Here is a 15,346-nt window from a genome sequence, read left to right on the forward strand (position 1 = left end):
GTAGGTGTCCCCCTGCGGAACGCGCAGGCCACCTGTGGCGTTGTAGGAACCGAGTGGGGTGCGAGACGGCAGCCCACGGACCGACCAGTCACCTCGAGGAGATGACGATGCCCAGCCACAACCCGGTCTTCGGCCGGGGCTTCGCCAACACCGCGTCCGGTGGGGGCCAGCAGCAGTTCGGCCAGCAGCAGTACGGCCAGCAGGGCTACGGCGCTCCCGGCTACGGCCAGCAGCAGTACGGCCAGCAGGGCTACGCCGCCCCCGGCTACGGCCAGCAGTACGGCCAGCCGGGCTACGGCGCGCCACAGGGCTACGGTGCCCCGGCCCCCGCCGGCCAGCCGTTCAGCCCGCCGGCCACCCGGTACATGACCATGGACGACGTCGTCCAGAAGACGGGTCTGTCGTTCCTGGTGACCGTCCTCGCGGCGGCCGTCGTCTGGGCGCTGCCCGGACAGGCTGCCTGGGGCCTGGCGCTGCCCGCGGTGCTCGTGGCCTTCGTCCTGGGCCTGGTGATCGCCTTCAAGCAGATCGCCAACCCGGCGGCGACCCTGGCCTACGGCGCGCTCTACGGTGTCGCCCTCGGCGCCATCAGCGAGGCCTTCAACACGATCTACCCGGGGATCGTCGTCCAGGCGATCATCGGCACCTTCGGTGTCTTCGCCGGGATGCTCGTGGTCTACAAGACCGGCGCCATCCGGGTCACCCCCAAGCTGACCCGCTGGGTCGTGGGCGCGCTGTTCGGCGTCCTGGCCCTGGTCCTGGTCAACCTGGTGATCGGCTTCTTCGTCCCCGGCGGCCTGGGCCTGCGCGACGGCGGCCCGCTGGCCATCGTCTTCAGCCTCGTCGTGATCGGCGTGGCGGCCTTCTCGCTGCTGCTCGACTTCGACATGGCCGACGAGGCCATCCGCCGTGGCGCCCCGGCCAAGTTCGCCTGGTACATCGCCTTCGGCCTGCTCGTCACGGTCGTCTGGCTGTACCTGGAGATCCTGCGGCTGCTGTCCTACTTCCAGGACAACTGAGCCGATGGCGGTCGGTGGCCCGGTCCCCTCGGGGGCCGGGCCACTCCCGTTCCCGGGCCCGACGGGGCCGGGAACGGGGCCCGCGGGCGACGGCGGCCCGGCCCCCAGCAAGGGACCGGGCCGCCGTCGTGTGCGGGATCAGCTCAGGAGAGGCGCTCCAGCACCATGGCCATGCCCATGCCGCCACCGACGCACATGGTCTCCAGGCCGAAGGTCGCGTCCCTCGTCTGCAGGCCGTTGAGCAGCGTGCCGGTGATCCGGGCGCCGGTCATGCCGAACGGGTGGCCGACGGCGATGGCGCCGCCGTGCACGTTGAGCTTGTCGATGTCGATCCCCAGGTCCCGGTAGCTCGGGATGACCTGCGCGGCGAAGGCCTCGTTGATCTCGACCAGGTCGATGTCGTCGACGGTCATGCCCGCCCGCTGCAGGGCCAGCCGCGAGGCGTCGACGGGGCCGTAGCCCATGATCTCCGGCGAGAGGCCGGTGACCGCGGTGGAGACGATGCGCGCCAGCGGGGTCAGGCCGAGGTCGCGGGCCCTGGTGTCGCTCATGACGACCACCGCGGCGGCGCCGTCGTTGAGCGGGCAGGCGTTGCCCGCGGTCACCCGGCCGTCGGGACGGAAGACCGGCTTGAGGCCGGAGATGCCCTCGAGGGTCGTGCCGGCGCGGGGGCCGTCGTCCTTGCTGACGACGGTGCCGTCAGGGGTGGTGACCGGGGTGATCTCCCGCTCCCAGAAGCCCTCCTCGATCGCCTTCTCCGCCAGGTTCTGGCTGCGGACGGCGAACTCGTCCATCTCCTGCCGGGAGACGTCCTTGAGCAGCGCCAGGTTCTCGGCGGTCTGCCCCATGGCGACGTAGACGTCGGGGACCTCGCCGTTCTGCCGCGGGTCGGTCCAGGAGTCCGCGCCGCTCTCGGCGGTCTTGGCCACCCGGGCCTGCGCGTCGAGGAAGGCCGGGTTCTGCGTGTCGGGCAGCGAGTCGCTGTTGCCCTTGACGAACCGGGACACCATCTCCACGCCGGCGGAGACGAACACGTCGCCCTCGCCGGCCTTGATGGCGTGCATGGCCATCCGGGTCGTCTGCAGCGACGAGGAGCAGTAGCGGGTGATCGTGGTGCCCGGCAGGTGGTCCATGCCGAGCAGGACGCTGACCACGCGGCCCATGTTGTGGCCCTGCTCGCCACCGGGCAGGCCGCAGCCCAGCATCAGGTCGTCGATGTCGGCCGGGTCCAGCGCGGGCACCTTGTCCAGCGCGGCGCGGACGATGGTGGCGGTCAGGTCGTCGGGGCGCAGGTCCTTGAGCGACCCCTTGAACGCACGCCCGATGGGCGAGCGCGCGGTCGCGACGATGACTGCTTCGGGCATGGGGTCCTCCACGATGAGGCGGGCCCGGCCGGAGGTGCCGGGTGTCGGGTCACCGGGGAAACTACCCCCGGGTAGGCAGCCGGATGCGGGCAGAACGCCGTGCGGTCCACCGCCTGTGGCGCGGCTCACGCCCTACCGGCGCCCTGTAGGGGGGCCTCCTTCAGCCGACCGGCACCTCCGTGACGGGCGCCTCCTCCGGGGTCGGCAGCTCGGTCGGACGGCGGCGCAGCAGCCGCGCCCAGGTGCCCAGCGGGCCGGTCCGGGAGCCGCGGACCTCGGTGGCGCGCACCTCGGTGCCCGGCCGGCCGGCGGCCCGCGCCGCGGCCCGGGCCACGGGGCGGACGGCGCCGCGCCGCCGCCGGCGGCCCTCGGCGTGCGCCGGCCAGACGCCGACGGCGTCGGCGAGCGCGGGCAGGATGACCGCGGCCGCCGAGGCGTAACCGGCGGCGCTGGGGTGGAACTCGTCGACGCTGAACAGTGTGCGGTCCTGGGCGAAGCTCGGGCCGAGCACCGAGCCCAGGGAGACCGTGCGGCCACCGGCCTCGACCACCGCGATCGTCTGCGCCGCGGCCAGCTGCCGGCTCCACCGCCGGGCGAGCAGCCGCAGCGGCTGGCCGATCGGGCGGACCGTGCCGAGGTCCGGGCAGGTGCCGACGACGACCTCCGCGCCGGCCTCCCGCAGCCGCCGCACGGCGTCGGCGAGGTGGCGCACCGAGACCGCCGGGCGGGTGCGGGTGGTGACGTCGTTGGCGCCGATCATGATCAGGACGACGTCGGGGTGCTCGGCCAGGGCCCGGTCGACCTGCGGGTCGAGCTCGCAGGACTCGGCGCCGGAGACCGCGAGTCGGCGCAGCCGGACGGGCCGCTCGGCCAGCTCGGCCAGCGCGGCGGCCAGCAGCGCGCCGGGTGTCTCGGCCGCGCGGTCGACGCCGAGGCCCACGGCGCTGGAGTCGCCGAGGACGGTGAACACCAGGGGCTTGCCGCGCCGCTTGCCGTAGACGCCGTCACCGGAGGGCGGGTCCTGCTGGGAGGAGTGCGACTCGACCCTGCGGCGGGCCGCGCGGGCCTGCAGCCGCAGCAGCCCGAACAGCCCCGCGCCGGCCAGGCCGGCCCCGCCGCTGCCGTAGGCGGCGCCGGCCGCCCACCGCCGTGCCGTGCCTGCTCGTGTCACCGCCGACCCCGATCGTCGCGCCCCGCAACCGTCTGTCCCCGCAGGCTATCGAGCCTCTACGGTGCCCCCCGTGTCCGAATCCCCCCGACGGGTGTCCTCCGAGGGAAGCCCAGGTGACCGCTCGGCGGTGATCGTCGACGTGCTGGTGGACGCCTTCTCCGAGCTGATGGCCGCCGACGCCGACGCCTTCCGCACCAAGTTCCGCAAGATGGCCGCCGATCCGTTCGCCTTCTACCGCGGCAGCGCCTGCCTCTTCTACGCCGACATGGACGTGCTGGAGGACCGCTGGTGCGACGAGCGGACCAGCCGGGTGTGGATCCAGGGCGACCTGCACGCGGAGAACTTCGGCACCTACATGGACGGCGCCGGGCGGATCGTCTTCGACGTCAACGACTTCGACGAGGCCTACGTCGGCCACGTCAGCTGGGACCTGCGCCGCTTCGTCGCCAGCTTCGCCCTGCTGGCCTGGCGCAAGGCGCTCGGTGACGACGTCATCGGCGACCTGCTGGGCACCTACCTGCACTCCTACCTCGACCAGGTCGAGGCCTTCACCCGCTCCGACGACGACCGCTCCTTCGCGCTGACCACGGCCAACACCGAGGGCGCCGTCCACGAGGCGATCCTGGAGACGACCACGCGCACCCGGGGCTCGCTGCTCGACCGGATGACCGTCGTCGAGGGCTACGCACGGCGGTTCACCGACGGCGGCCGCACCCGCCGGCTCGACGGCGACGAGCGCGACCGGGTGCTGGCCGCGCTCGACCGGTGGCGGACGACGGTCGTGCCGCCGGTGCGCCGCCGCGACGTCGCCTACGACGTCAAGGACGTCATCGGCACCGGCGGCTTCGGGATCGGCAGCGCCGGGCTGCCCGCCTACAACGTGCTGCTCGAGGGCTACGACCAGGCGCTGGAGAACGACGTCGTCCTGTCGCTCAAGCAGGGCAACGTGGCCGCGCCGAGCCGGGTGGTGCGCGACCCGCGGATCGGCGGGTACTTCGAGCACCACGGGCACCGGACGGCGGTCAGCCAGCGGGCGCTGCAGGCCAACGCCTCGCAGTTCCTCGGCCACACCGAGATCGACGGCGTCGGCTTCGTCGTCCAGGAGCTCTCGCCCTACGAGGTCGACCTCGAGTGGGACGACCTCACCGAGCCCGACGAGATCGCCCCGGTGCTGGCCCAGCTGGGCCGGGCGACGGCGAAGATGCACTGCGTCGGGGACGCCGACAGCGACCACACCCTCGTCGACTTCCAGACCGAGGAGGCGATCGTGGCGATGGTCGGCGACCGCCGGGGGGAGTTCGTCGCGGACCTGGTCGCGTTCGCGCACTCCTACGCGCGGCAGGCGCAGGAGGACCACCGGCTCTTCGTCGACGCCTTCCGCGCCGGCGCGATCCCGGGGATCAGCTCGAGCCGCTCGCACCCACTGCGGTGAGCATGCCGACGTGGGGGCCGATCGGGTCGACGTCGAAGCGGTCGGTCACCACCGCGAAGCCCATCCGCTCGTAGAAGCCGGCCGCGGACTCCCGGGCGTTGCACCACAGCAGGTCCCCGCCGCGGGCGGCGACCAGCGCGCGGCCCGCCTCGACCAGCGCCCGGCCGGTGCCGGCGCCGCGCACGGTCGCGTCGGTCGCCATGCCGCGCAGCTGCCACGGGGCCCGCGCGTGCAGGCGCCACGGGCAGGGCGCGGGGGACAGCCGGACGACGCCGACGACGGCGCCGTCCGGGGTCCGCGCGGCGAGGTGGACGGTGGCCGGGTCGTCGTCACCCGGCATCGCGGCCGGCCCTCCGCCGCGCAGCACCGCGCTGCGCAGCGGCAGGACGACGTCGAGACCGACCTCCTCGACGTCCACGGGGTGCAGGCCCTCCCTCAGCGTGCCCGGCGTCCCCGACGGGTGCGCAGGTAGTCGGCGACGACGTACTCGCCCAGCCGCTCGCTGTCGGGGGTGAACACCCGGCCCCCGGCGCGGGCGGTGATGTCGTGGACGAACTGCACCAGCCCCGGCTCCGGGTCGAGCGCGAAGACGTTGAGCGTCGCGCCCGACCGGGCCACCCGCTCCACCTCGGCGACGGTCTTGGCGATCGTCTCGGGCATCGGCGGCCAGCAGAAGTAGGGGGTGCCGTCGTCCTCCAGGTGCGCCGTCGGCTCGCCGTCGGTGACCACCAGGACCACCGGCTCGGCGTCGCGGTGGTGGGCCAGGAAGCGCCGCGCCAGCATCAGCCCGTGCTGCAGGTTGGTGCCCTGCAGCGTGTCCACCGACAGCTCGGCCAGCGTCTCCGGGCGCAGCACCTGCGCGGTGGAGGAGAAGCCGATGATCTGGATGGCGTCCTGCGGGAACCGGGTGGTCACCAGGGAGTGCAGCGCCATCGCCGTCGACTTCGCCGCGCCCCACGTGCCGCGCAGCGCCATCGAGTAGGACAGGTCGACCAGCAGCGCGACCGCGGCCCCGGTGCGCCGCTCGGTCTCGACCACCTCGAAGTCCTCGACGGCGATGCGCACCGTCCGCGTGCCGTCGGCGCGCGGCTCGCCGGCGGTGCGCAGCACCGCGTTGCGGACCGTGCGGACGACGTCGAGCGGCTGCTCGTCGCCGAAGTGCCACTCCCGCGAGCTGCCGGTCAGCTCCCCGGCCGACCCGGCGTCGGCGACGTCGTGCTCGCCCCGGCCGGTGGCGTCGAGCTCGGCGAACACCCGCCGCAGCGCGGTCGCGCCGAGCCTGCGGACCGCCTTGGGCGAGAGCTCCAGCTTGCCGTCGGAGCGGTTGAGGTAGCCCTGCCGCTCCAGCTCGCGCTCCATCTGGCGCAGCGCGGCGAGGTCGTCGACCGCCTCCCTGCCCAGCGCCTGCTCCAGCAGCTCCTGGTCGACGTCGGCCAGCGAGGCGCCGGCGTAGCCCTGGGAGAGCTGGTTGGACAGCGCCTCGAGGTCGGCGAGCTCGGCGACGGCGCTGGTGGCGTCGCCCAGGCCGAGCGACTGCTCGCCGTCGGGCACCTGCCCGCGCTGACCCCACGGCAGGTCGGGGCGGGCCTGCCGCAGCGCGTCCTGCAGGTGCGCCATCTCGCTGGCCAGCCCCATGTCGGACATCGTCTGGGCCATGAGGTCGGCCAGCTCCGCCCGCTGCTCGGGCGACAGGCCGGCCATCATCCGCTCCTGCGCGGCCGCCCGGCGGGCGAGGGAGTCGACCAGCTCGTCCACCGACTGCGGGTCGTCGGGGAAGAACTGCCCGTGTTTCTCCATGAACTCGCGGAACTGCTCGTCGGTGTCCTCGCCGCGGTTGTGCGCGTCGAGCAGCTGCGAGAGGTCGGCGACCATGTCCTTGACCGCCTGCATGTCGCCCTCGGTGGCGTTCTGCAGCGCCTGCTTCATGTTGGCGAAGGAGCTGTCGAGCACCTCCCGGCGCAGCAGGTCCTGGATCTGGTCGTAGGCCTGCTGGGCCTCCCCGGAGCGGAACGGGTAGTCCTTGAGCGCGCGGACCGCACCCGCGGTGTCGTGCGGCAGCGCGTCGAGCTCTGCCTCGGCCAGGCGCGCGGCGTCGTCCGGGTCGGGGAAGAGCTCGCGCCGCTCGGCCTGCAGCGCCCGGTCGAGCAGCTCGCGGACCTCCTGCAGCGTGCCGTCCATCCGCCCGGCCTGGCGGGCCTGCCGCAGCCGGTCGCGGACGGAGCGGCGCAGCTCGTCGAGGCCGCGTCGGCCGTCCATGCCGCGCCGCAGCAGCTCCCGCAGCGCCTCGCGCACGCCGCTGCCGCCGAGGACGGAGTCGCCGATCTCGTCGACGGCGCTGCCCAGGTCGTAGGGCGGGGCGAGCGGGTCCGGCCCGCCCCGCCAGCGGCCGTACCGGTACCCCCTGCCGGGGCGGGACCTGCTCATGCCCCCTCCTCGCTGGCGCTCGTCGGTTCCCCGAGCAGGGGCCTGGCTCCGTCTCCGGAGGGGCTCGCGAGCTCGCCCCTCATGCCCCGTAGACCGTCCGCGAGCCGTCGGTGTCCTTGGCCAGCCGGCGGGTGAGGTAGAGGCCCTCGAGCGCGAACTCGACCGCGGCGGCGGCCTGTTCGGCCGACTCCTCACCCTCGGGGACCCCGATGCGGCCGAGCAGCTCGGCCAGCCTCGGGATGGTGCCGAGCTGGCCGAGCAGGGCCGCGCCGGGCACCAGCTCGCCGGACTCGACGGTCTCCCCGCCGGTGAAGTGCTCCTGCAGACCGGTCAGGTCCAGCCCGCCGCAGCGGGCGCGGAAGGTCTGTGCGGTGGCCTGTCGCAGCAGGTGCTCCAGCACCTCCATCTCGCGGTCGTCGTCGGGGTCGCTGCCGGAGTCGGCGAACTCGACCTTGCCGCGGCTGGCCGGGACGATGCCCGGCAGGTCGACCACCCGCGCCACCGGCCGGGTCTCCCCGGCGACGGCGGCCCGGCGGACGGCGGAGGCGGCGACGGTCTCCAGCCCGGCGATGGCGAAGCGGGCGCTGACGCCCGAGCGCTGGTCGACGTGGCTGGACTCGCGGACCAGCCGGGTGAAGCGGGCGACGATCTCGAGCAGGTGCTCGGGGACGATCGGCGCGTCGAAGGCGTCGTGCCGGCTCGGCCCGCCGAGCCACGAGGTGTGCGCCTCCTGGCGCAGCAGGCGGACCTCGTCGGCGAGCTCGAGCGGGTAGTGGGTCCGCACCTCGGCGCCGAAGCGGTCCTTGAGCGGGGTGATGATCCGCCCGCGGTTGGTGTAGTCCTCGGGGTTGGCGCTGGCCACCAGCAGCAGGTCCAGGGGCAGCCGCACCCGGTAGCCGCGGATCTGGATGTCGCGCTCCTCGAGCACGTTGAGCAGCGCGACCTGGATGCGCTCGGCGAGGTCGGGCAGCTCGTTGACGCTGAAGATGCCGCGGTTGGTGCGGGGGACCAGGCCGTAGTGCACGGTCTCGGGGTCGCCGAGCGTGCGGCCCTCGGCCACCTTGATCGGGTCGACGTCGCCGATGAGGTCGCCGACGCTGGTGTCCGGGGTGGCCAGCTTCTCCCCGAAGCGCTCGCTGCGGTGCAGCCAGCCGACCGGGGTGGCGTCGCCGTGCTCGGCGATCTGGCGGTGCGCCCACACGCTGATCGGTGCCAGCGGGTGCTCGTTGAGCTCGCTGCCGGCCAGCACGGGGGTCCACTCGTCGAGCAGCCCGACGAGGGTGCGGATGAGGCGGGTCTTGCCCTGGCCGCGCTCGCCCAGCAGGACGAGGTCGTGGCCGGCGATGAGCGCTCGCTCGACCTCGGGGACGACGGTGTCCTCGAAGCCGACGATGCCGGGCAGGGTGGGCTCGCCGGCGCCGAGGCGGGCGAGCAGGTTGGCGCGGATCTCGGCCTTGACGGGCCGGAAGGCGGCTCCGCCGGCACGGAGCTCGCCGAGGGTCGTCGGTGCGGGTGGGGTCTGCGCTGGGGCGACGTCCGTCACCCCCGACACGGTACGACGGTGCCGGCGATCGGGGCACCGTCCGCCGTCCGGGCTGGGAGGATCCGGGCATGACCGGGGTGGAGCAGGTGGCGGGCACGACGCCGCTGGTCAGCGGGGCGGACGTCGCCGACGCGGCAGCGCTGCTGGAGGGGATCGTGCGGCGCACGCCGCTGGAGCACTCCCGCGCTCTCGCCGAGCGGGTCGGCGGACCGGTCTGGCTCAAGTGCGAGAACCTCCAGCACACCGGCTCGTTCAAGTTCCGCGGCGCCTACACCCGGCTGGCCCGGCTCACGCCCGACGAGCGGGCGCGCGGCGTCGTCGCGGCCAGCGCGGGCAACCACGCGCAGGGGGTGGCGCTGGCCGCGCGCATGCTGGGCGTCCGGGCGACGGTGTTCATGCCCGAGAGCGCGCCGCTGCCCAAGGTCGCCGCCACCCGCGGCTACGGCGCCGAGGCCCGGCTGACCGGGCACACCCTCACCGAGGCGCTGGCCGCCGCCACGGCGCACGCGCGGGAGACCGGCGCGGTCTTCATCCACCCGTTCGACCACCGCGACGTCATCGCCGGGCAGGGCACGGTCGGGCTCGAGGTCCTGGAGCAGTGCCCCGACGTCGCCACGGTCGTCGTCTGCACCGGTGGGGGCGGGCTGGTGTCGGGCATCGCGGCGGCGGTGAAGGACCGGCGGCCCGGCGTCCGGGTGGTGGCGGTGCAGGCCGCGGCGGCGGCCGCCTTCCCGGGGTCCCTGGCCGCGGGCCGGCCGGTGCCGCTGACGGGGATGACGACGATGGCCGACGGCATCGCGGTCGGGGCGCCCGCGGAGCTGACGCTCGCGCACGTGCGGGAGCTGGTCGACGAGGTGCGCACCGTGAGCGAGGAGGACCTCTCGCAGGCCCTGCTGTTCTGCCTGGAGCGGGCCAAGCTCGTCGTCGAGCCGGCGGGGGTCGCCGCGGTCGCCGCGGTGCTGGCCGACCCGGCCGCGTTCCCGCCGCCGGTGGTGGCGGTGGTCTCCGGCGGCAACATCGACCCGGTGCTGATGCTCAAGGTGGTGCAGCACGGCATGGCGGCGGCCGGGCGGTACCTGCGGCTGCGGCTGCGCGTGCCCGACCGCCCCGGGTCGCTGGCGGCGGTGCTCACGGCGCTGGCCGACGTGGGCGCCAACGTGCTGGAGGTCGAGCACGAGCGGACCGCGACCCGGCTGGGGCTGGGCGAGGTGGAGGTCTTCGTCGTCCTGGAGACGCGGGGGCCCACGCACGCCGACGAGGTGCTCGCCGCGCTCGGCCGGGCCGGCTACGAGGTGACCGCGGGCTGACGGGGCCGCCCCCACGGTCCACTCGCGGCGGGCCCTCCCGGGGGCGGCGATGAGTTCTCCGCGCCGCCGCGGTCGGTACGGCGTGCGACCGGTGGCTGGAGCAGGACGAGGGCTCGGGAAGTGTCGGCGGCCACACGTAGTTTCGCCAGCATGAGCGACGCCATCCTCGTCGAGGGACTGCAGAAGCGCTTCGGCGCGAACACCGCGCTGGCCGGTGTCGACCTGACCGTCCCGGAGGGCGGCGTGCTGGGCCTGCTCGGGCCCAACGGTGCGGGCAAGACGACGGTCGTCCGCATCCTGACCACGCTGCTGCTGCCCGACGGCGGCCGCGCCGAGGTGGCCGGCGTCGACGTCGTCCGGGAGCCCGACCGGGTGCGCTCGGTCATCGGGCTCACCGGGCAGTACGCCGCCGTCGACGAGTACCTCACCGGCTTCGAGAACTTGGAGATGGTCGGCCGGCTCTACCGGCTCGGCAAGCGCGAGGCGCGGGCCCGGGCCGGGGAGCTGCTCGAGCGCTTCGACCTCAGCGACGCCGCGTCCCGGCCGGCGAAGACCTACTCCGGCGGCATGCGCCGGCGCCTGGACATCGCCGCCTCCCTGATCGCCCGGCCCCGGGTGCTCTTCCTCGACGAGCCCACCACCGGGCTCGACCCGCGCAGCCGGCTGGGCATGTGGGAGTTCATCGCCGACCTGGCCGGCGGGGGGACGACGATCCTGCTCACCACCCAGTACCTCGAGGAGGCCGACCGGCTGGCCGACCGGATGGTGGTCATCGACCACGGCCGGGTCATCGCCCGCGGCACCGCCGACGAGCTCAAGGCCCAGGTGGGCGGGCAGCGGCTGGAGCTCACGGTCGGCCGCGCCGACGACCTGGTGGAGACCGCCCGGCAGCTGGCGCCACTCGGCGCCGGGGAGCCGCACCTCGACGAGCAGAACCGCCGGCTGAGCCTGCCGGTGCGGGGCGGCACCGAGGCGCTGGCCGAGGCGCTGGGACTGCTGGCGGCCGCCGGCGTGGAGGTGCTCGACGTCGGGCTGCGCCGGCCCGACCTCGACGACGTGTTCCTCGCGCTCACCGGCCACGCGGCCGAGGACGGCGCCGACCCCACAGGACCCGCGCAGGTGGCCGCCGGGCGCACGCCGGCCGAGACCGCAGGGAGTGCCCGATGAGCGCGCTGTCCGTCGCCGTCGAGGACGGCCTCACGATCACCCGCCGCAACCTGGTGAAGGTCAGGCGGGTCCCGGAGCTCATCGTCTTCGCGACGCTGTCGCCGATCATGTTCGTGCTGCTGTTCCGCTACGTCTTCGGCAGCGCCATCCCCATCCAGGGCATCAGCTACGCCGAGTTCCTGCTGCCGGGGATCTTCGCCCAGACCATCGTCTTCGGCAGCACGATCACCGGGGCGAGCCTCGCCGAGGACCTGCAGAAGGGCCTCATCGACCGGTTCCGGTCGCTGCCGATGGCGTCCTCGGCGGTCCTGGTCGGCCGGACGGTCGCCGACCTGGCGCTCAACGCGCTCTCCATCGTGGTCATGGGTGTGACCGGGCTCATCGTCGGCTGGCGGATCCGGTCCTCGCTGCTCGAGGCGCTGGCCGGTTTCGCGCTGCTGCTGTTCTTCGCCTACGCCATGAGCTGGCTGATGGCGACCGTGGGCCTGCTCGTGCGCACCCCCGAGGTGGTGCAGCAGGCCAGCTTCATCGTGATCTTCCCGCTGACCTTCATCGCCAACACGTTCGTGCCGACGGACAACTTCCCGACGGTGCTGAAGGTGATCGCGGACTGGAACCCGGTGTCGGCGGTCGTGCAGGCCGCCCGGGAGCTGTTCGGCAACACCGCGCCGGGGCTGGGTGCCCCCGACGCGTGGCCGCTGCAGCACCCGGTGCTCTACACGCTGATCTGGTCGGCGCTGCTGCTGGCGGTCTTCGTGCCGCTGTCGGTCCGGATCTACCGCCGGACCGCCAGCCGCTAGGACGGCGTCCCCGCCGGGACGGGCGGGGACGGGGGTGGCCCGGGGACCGGTGGGTCCCGGGCCACCCGCGTCCCTCGGCCCGGCTCCCGCCCCACCGGCGTCGCAAGGCGGTGCAGGAGCGCAGGATGGACGGCGATGAGCGCTGAGCCCGCCCCCGCCGTGTCCACCGACAACCCGCTGCTCGAGTCGTCGCCCCTGCCCTTCGGGCTGCCGCCGTTCGCCGACATCTCGCTCGAGCACTGCCGCGAGGCCGTCCTGGCCGGGATGGCCGAGCAGCGCGCGGAGCTGGACGCGGTCACCGCGTCCACCGAGCCGCCGACCTTCGGCAACACGATCGAGGCCCTCGAGCGCTCGGGACGGCTGCTGCGCCGCGCCGAGGCGGTGTTCGGCAACCTCGCGTCGTCGCTGTCGAGTCCGCGCCTGCGCGAGATCGAGCGGGAGGTGGCGCCGCTGGAGGCCGCGCACGCCGACGCGCTGCGCCTGGACCCGGCGCTGTTCGCCCGCGTCGACGCCGTCCACGCCACCCGGCACGACGCCGGGCTGGACGCCGAGGCGGTCCGGCTGGTCGAGCGCCACCACCTCGACCGGGTGCTGGCCGGGGCGCGCCTGGACGACGCCGGCCGCGCGCGGCTGTCCGGGCTCAACCGCGAGCTCTCGGAGCTGTCCACGCGGTTCGGGCAGAACCTCCAGCTGGCCACCGAGGCCGCCGCCGTCCGGGTCGCCGACGCCGCCGAGCTCGAGGGGCTGGGCGAGGAGGAGGTGGCCGCCGCGGCCCGTGCCGCCGCCGACCGGGACCTCGACGGGTACGTCCTGCCGCTGCTGCTGCCCACCGGCCAGCCGGTCCTGGCCCGGCTGCGCGACCGGGAGCTGCGCCGCCGGGTGTTCGAGGCGTCGGTGGGCCGCGCGTCGTCCGGGGAGCACGACAACGGGCCGGTGGCCGCGCGGATCGCCCGGGTGCGGGCCGAGCGTGCGCGGCTGCTCGGCTTCGCCACCCACGCCGACCTGGTGCTGGCCGACCAGACCGCCGGCAGCACCGCCGCCGTCGACGCGATGCTGACCTCGATGGTCGGCCCGTCGGTGGCCAACGCGCGGGCCGAGGCCGAGGCGCTGGTCGAGGTCGCCGCCCGCGACGGCGTGACCGAGCTGGCGCCCTGGGACTGGGCGTTCTACAGCGAGCGGGTGCGCGCCGAGCGGTACTCGGTGGACACCACGGCGCTGCGGTCGTGGTTCGAGCTGGACCGCGTCCTGGTCGACGGCGTCTTCCGCGCGGCGGAGCTGCTCTACGGCTACCGCTTCACCCCGCGCCCCGACCTGGCCGGCTACCACCCCGACGTGCGGGTCTGGGCGGTCACCGGTCCCGACGGCGAGCAGGTGGGCCTCTACCTCGGCGACTTCCTCGCCCGGGAGGGCAAGCGCGGCGGGGCGTGGATGAGCTCGTTCGTCACGCAGTCGCGGCTGCTCGGCACCCGGCCGGTCGTCGTCAACAACCTCAACGTGGCGCGTGCGCCCGAGGGCCGGCCGACGCTGCTCACGCTCGACGAGGTCACCACGCTGTTCCACGAGTTCGGCCACGCCCTGCACGGACTGAGCTCGGCGGTCACCTACCCGCGCTTCGCCGGGACCGCGGTGCCGCGGGACTTCGTCGAGTTCCCGAGCCAGGTCAACGAGATGTGGGCGCTGTGGCCGGAGGTCCTGGGCCACTACGCGCGCCACGTCGAGACCGGCGAGCCGCTGCCGGCCGCCGTCGTCGAGGCGATCGACGCCGCGTCGCTGTGGGGCGAGGGCTTCGCGACGCTGGAGTACCTGGCCGCGACGCTGCTCGACCAGGCGTGGCACCGGATCACGCCGGAGACCGAGGTCGGGGACCCGGCGGAGTTCGAGCGCCGGGCGCTGGCCGACGCCGGTGTCTCCTCCGACCTGGTGCCGCCGCGCTACCGGACGACGTACTTCCAGCACGTGTTCGCCGGGGGGTACGCGGCCGGCTACTACTCCTACATCTGGTCGGAGGTCCTCGACGCCGACACCGTGGAGTGGTTCAAGGACAACGGCGGGCTGCGGCGGGAGAACGGTGACGTCTTCCGCGACCGGCTGCTCGCCCGCGGTGGGTCGGTGGACCCGCTGGAGGCCTTCCGCGCCGTCCGCGGCCGGGACGCCGACCCCGCCCCGCTGCTGCGCCGCCGCGGTCTCGCCCCCGCCTGACCCGTGGGCAGCCGCATCCGGCACCCGGCCGCCGCGCCGTGGGACGACGACCTCGTCGTCATCGGCGCCTGGGAGCGGGCGGTCGAGGTCTGGTCGTCGTTCCGCGGTGTGCGCGTCGCTGCCTTCGACACCGTCCTCGACGCCGGTGGCACCCGGCTGACCCTCGCGTCAGGTCCGGTCCCGGTCGTCGTCGCCGGCGCCTGGGCGCGGCACGGCGTCTGTGCGTACGGCCTCGACGGGCGACGCGCGTGGCAGAACCGATCACGCACGAACGTGCAGCAGCTGACCGTCCTGTCCGGCCGCCGGGTCGCCGTCGGCTACGCGAGCCAACCGACCGTGGTCCTCGATGCGACGACCGGTCGAGAGCTCACGTCCCTGCGCGGGGTCACGACGGTCGTCGCGCTCGACCCGCGGACGACGCTCCTGGCCGGTACCGGGTGGTTGCGGCTGGCGGATGCCGACCTGACTCCGTCGTGGCGGCGCACGCCCGCGGTCGGTTTCTCCGTCAGCCACGCCGCGGGCGGTCCGGAGACCGTCGCGGTCGTCGAGGCGGAGGAGAGCGGATCGGTGCTGCGTGTCTTCGACCGGGACGGTGCGGCGCGTGCGTCCGTCGCGTGGCCGGACGAGGGGATCGGCCCCGTCAGCCACGACGCGGCATCGGGGACGTGGGTCGTCCTGCGGGTGGGCTACGAGGGGCGCCGCCACACTCTCGTCCGCCTGACCGATGACGGGGAGGTGGTGGACCAGCGCCCGTGGCACCCCGTCGACACCGCGGCCGTCATGCGGGACGGCCGGGTGCTGGTGTACGCGAACGACGACGGCGTGCACGTCCTCGATGTCGCAGACCTCAGCGTGCGGAGGCTCGCGCCGGTCTGACGGCACCGGCAACGGGCGTTCACACGCGGCTCCCGGGGTCGTTC

General features: G+C 74.5%; 12 protein-coding genes. 7 read left to right on the forward strand and 5 right to left on the reverse strand.

The window, feature by feature from the left end; all coding sequences use genetic code 11:
- The first annotated feature begins 107 nt into the window (after positions 1–107).
- Positions 108–1,019 (forward strand): Bax inhibitor-1/YccA family protein, encoded by a 912-nt coding sequence (locus JOD57_RS16300; protein WP_204692967.1) that lies wholly within the window; start codon positions 108–110, stop codon positions 1,017–1,019.
- A 143-nt stretch (positions 1,020–1,162) separates the two neighbouring features.
- Here the strand turns inward: JOD57_RS16300 and JOD57_RS16305 are convergent, their stop codons facing one another.
- Positions 1,163–2,383: an acetyl-CoA C-acetyltransferase gene (locus JOD57_RS16305; protein ID WP_204692968.1), complete on the reverse strand. Its 1,221-nt coding sequence runs from the start codon at positions 2,381–2,383 to the stop codon at positions 1,163–1,165.
- Positions 2,384–2,543: 160 nt separating this feature from the next.
- Positions 2,544–3,554 (reverse strand): SGNH/GDSL hydrolase family protein, encoded by a 1,011-nt coding sequence (locus tag JOD57_RS16310; protein WP_204692969.1) that lies wholly within the window; start codon positions 3,552–3,554, stop codon positions 2,544–2,546.
- A gap of 127 nt (positions 3,555–3,681) precedes the next feature.
- Here JOD57_RS16310 and JOD57_RS16315 point away from each other — a divergent pair, with 127 nt between their 5' ends.
- The gene (locus JOD57_RS16315) at positions 3,682–4,986 is read left to right on the forward strand and encodes a DUF2252 domain-containing protein (protein WP_307824732.1); all 1,305 of its coding nucleotides are present in this window, start codon (positions 3,682–3,684) and stop codon (positions 4,984–4,986) included.
- Here the strand turns inward: JOD57_RS16315 and JOD57_RS16320 are convergent.
- From JOD57_RS16320 to JOD57_RS16330, 3 genes are all read right to left on the reverse strand, one after another.
- Complete coding sequence (locus JOD57_RS16320) at positions 4,955–5,404, reverse strand: GNAT family N-acetyltransferase (protein WP_307824733.1); 450 nt, start codon at positions 5,402–5,404, stop codon at positions 4,955–4,957. The genes JOD57_RS16315 and JOD57_RS16320 overlap by 32 nt on opposite strands.
- A 17-nt stretch (positions 5,405–5,421) precedes the next feature.
- On the reverse strand, positions 5,422–7,410 hold the full coding sequence (locus JOD57_RS16325) for a VWA domain-containing protein (RefSeq protein ID WP_204692970.1): 1,989 nt from the start codon (positions 7,408–7,410) through the stop codon (positions 5,422–5,424).
- A gap of 79 nt (positions 7,411–7,489) precedes the next feature.
- Complete coding sequence (locus JOD57_RS16330; RefSeq protein ID WP_239568538.1) at positions 7,490–8,953, reverse strand: sigma 54-interacting transcriptional regulator; 1,464 nt, start codon at positions 8,951–8,953, stop codon at positions 7,490–7,492.
- Positions 8,954–9,021: 68 nt separating this feature from the next.
- On the opposite strand from JOD57_RS16330, the gene ilvA reads away from it, so the two are divergent.
- From ilvA to JOD57_RS16355, 5 genes are all read left to right on the forward strand, one after another.
- Positions 9,022–10,260 carry a threonine ammonia-lyase gene (gene ilvA, locus JOD57_RS16335; RefSeq protein WP_204692972.1) on the forward strand — a complete coding sequence of 413 codons (1,239 nt, stop codon included), beginning with the start codon at positions 9,022–9,024 and terminating at the stop codon, positions 10,258–10,260.
- A 150-nt stretch (positions 10,261–10,410) separates the two neighbouring features.
- Positions 10,411–11,427, forward strand: a complete 1,017-nt coding sequence (locus tag JOD57_RS16340; RefSeq protein ID WP_204692973.1) for an ATP-binding cassette domain-containing protein — start codon at positions 10,411–10,413, stop codon at positions 11,425–11,427.
- On the forward strand, positions 11,424–12,227 hold the full coding sequence (locus tag JOD57_RS16345; RefSeq protein WP_204692974.1) for an ABC transporter permease: 804 nt from the start codon (positions 11,424–11,426) through the stop codon (positions 12,225–12,227). Before JOD57_RS16340 ends, JOD57_RS16345 begins: the two co-directional genes overlap by 4 nt.
- Positions 12,228–12,362: 135 nt before the next feature.
- On the forward strand, positions 12,363–14,426 hold the full coding sequence (locus JOD57_RS16350) for a M3 family metallopeptidase (RefSeq protein WP_204692975.1): 2,064 nt from the start codon (positions 12,363–12,365) through the stop codon (positions 14,424–14,426).
- A gap of 3 nt (positions 14,427–14,429) precedes the next feature.
- Complete coding sequence (locus JOD57_RS16355; protein WP_204692976.1) at positions 14,430–15,302, forward strand: hypothetical protein; 873 nt, start codon at positions 14,430–14,432, stop codon at positions 15,300–15,302.
- Positions 15,303–15,346: the final 44 nt, after the last annotated feature.

Origin of the sequence: Geodermatophilus bullaregiensis (assembly GCF_016907675.1) — a bacterium.
GTDB classification, from domain to species: Bacteria; Actinomycetota; Actinomycetes; order Mycobacteriales; family Geodermatophilaceae; genus Geodermatophilus; species Geodermatophilus bullaregiensis.

Coding starts and splice junctions, on each gene's coding strand:
- JOD57_RS16300 (WP_204692967.1), top strand. CDS start 108: ATGCCCAGCCACAACCCGGTCTTCGGCCGGGGCTTCGCCAACACCGCG.
- JOD57_RS16305 (WP_204692968.1), bottom strand. CDS start 2,383: ATGCCCGAAGCAGTCATCGTCGCGACCGCGCGCTCGCCCATCGGGCGT.
- JOD57_RS16325 (WP_204692970.1), bottom strand. CDS start 7,410: ATGAGCAGGTCCCGCCCCGGCAGGGGGTACCGGTACGGCCGCTGGCGG.
- ilvA (WP_204692972.1), top strand. CDS start 9,022: ATGACCGGGGTGGAGCAGGTGGCGGGCACGACGCCGCTGGTCAGCGGG.
- JOD57_RS16340 (WP_204692973.1), top strand. CDS start 10,411: ATGAGCGACGCCATCCTCGTCGAGGGACTGCAGAAGCGCTTCGGCGCG.
- JOD57_RS16345 (WP_204692974.1), top strand. CDS start 11,424: ATGAGCGCGCTGTCCGTCGCCGTCGAGGACGGCCTCACGATCACCCGC.
- JOD57_RS16350 (WP_204692975.1), top strand. CDS start 12,363: ATGAGCGCTGAGCCCGCCCCCGCCGTGTCCACCGACAACCCGCTGCTC.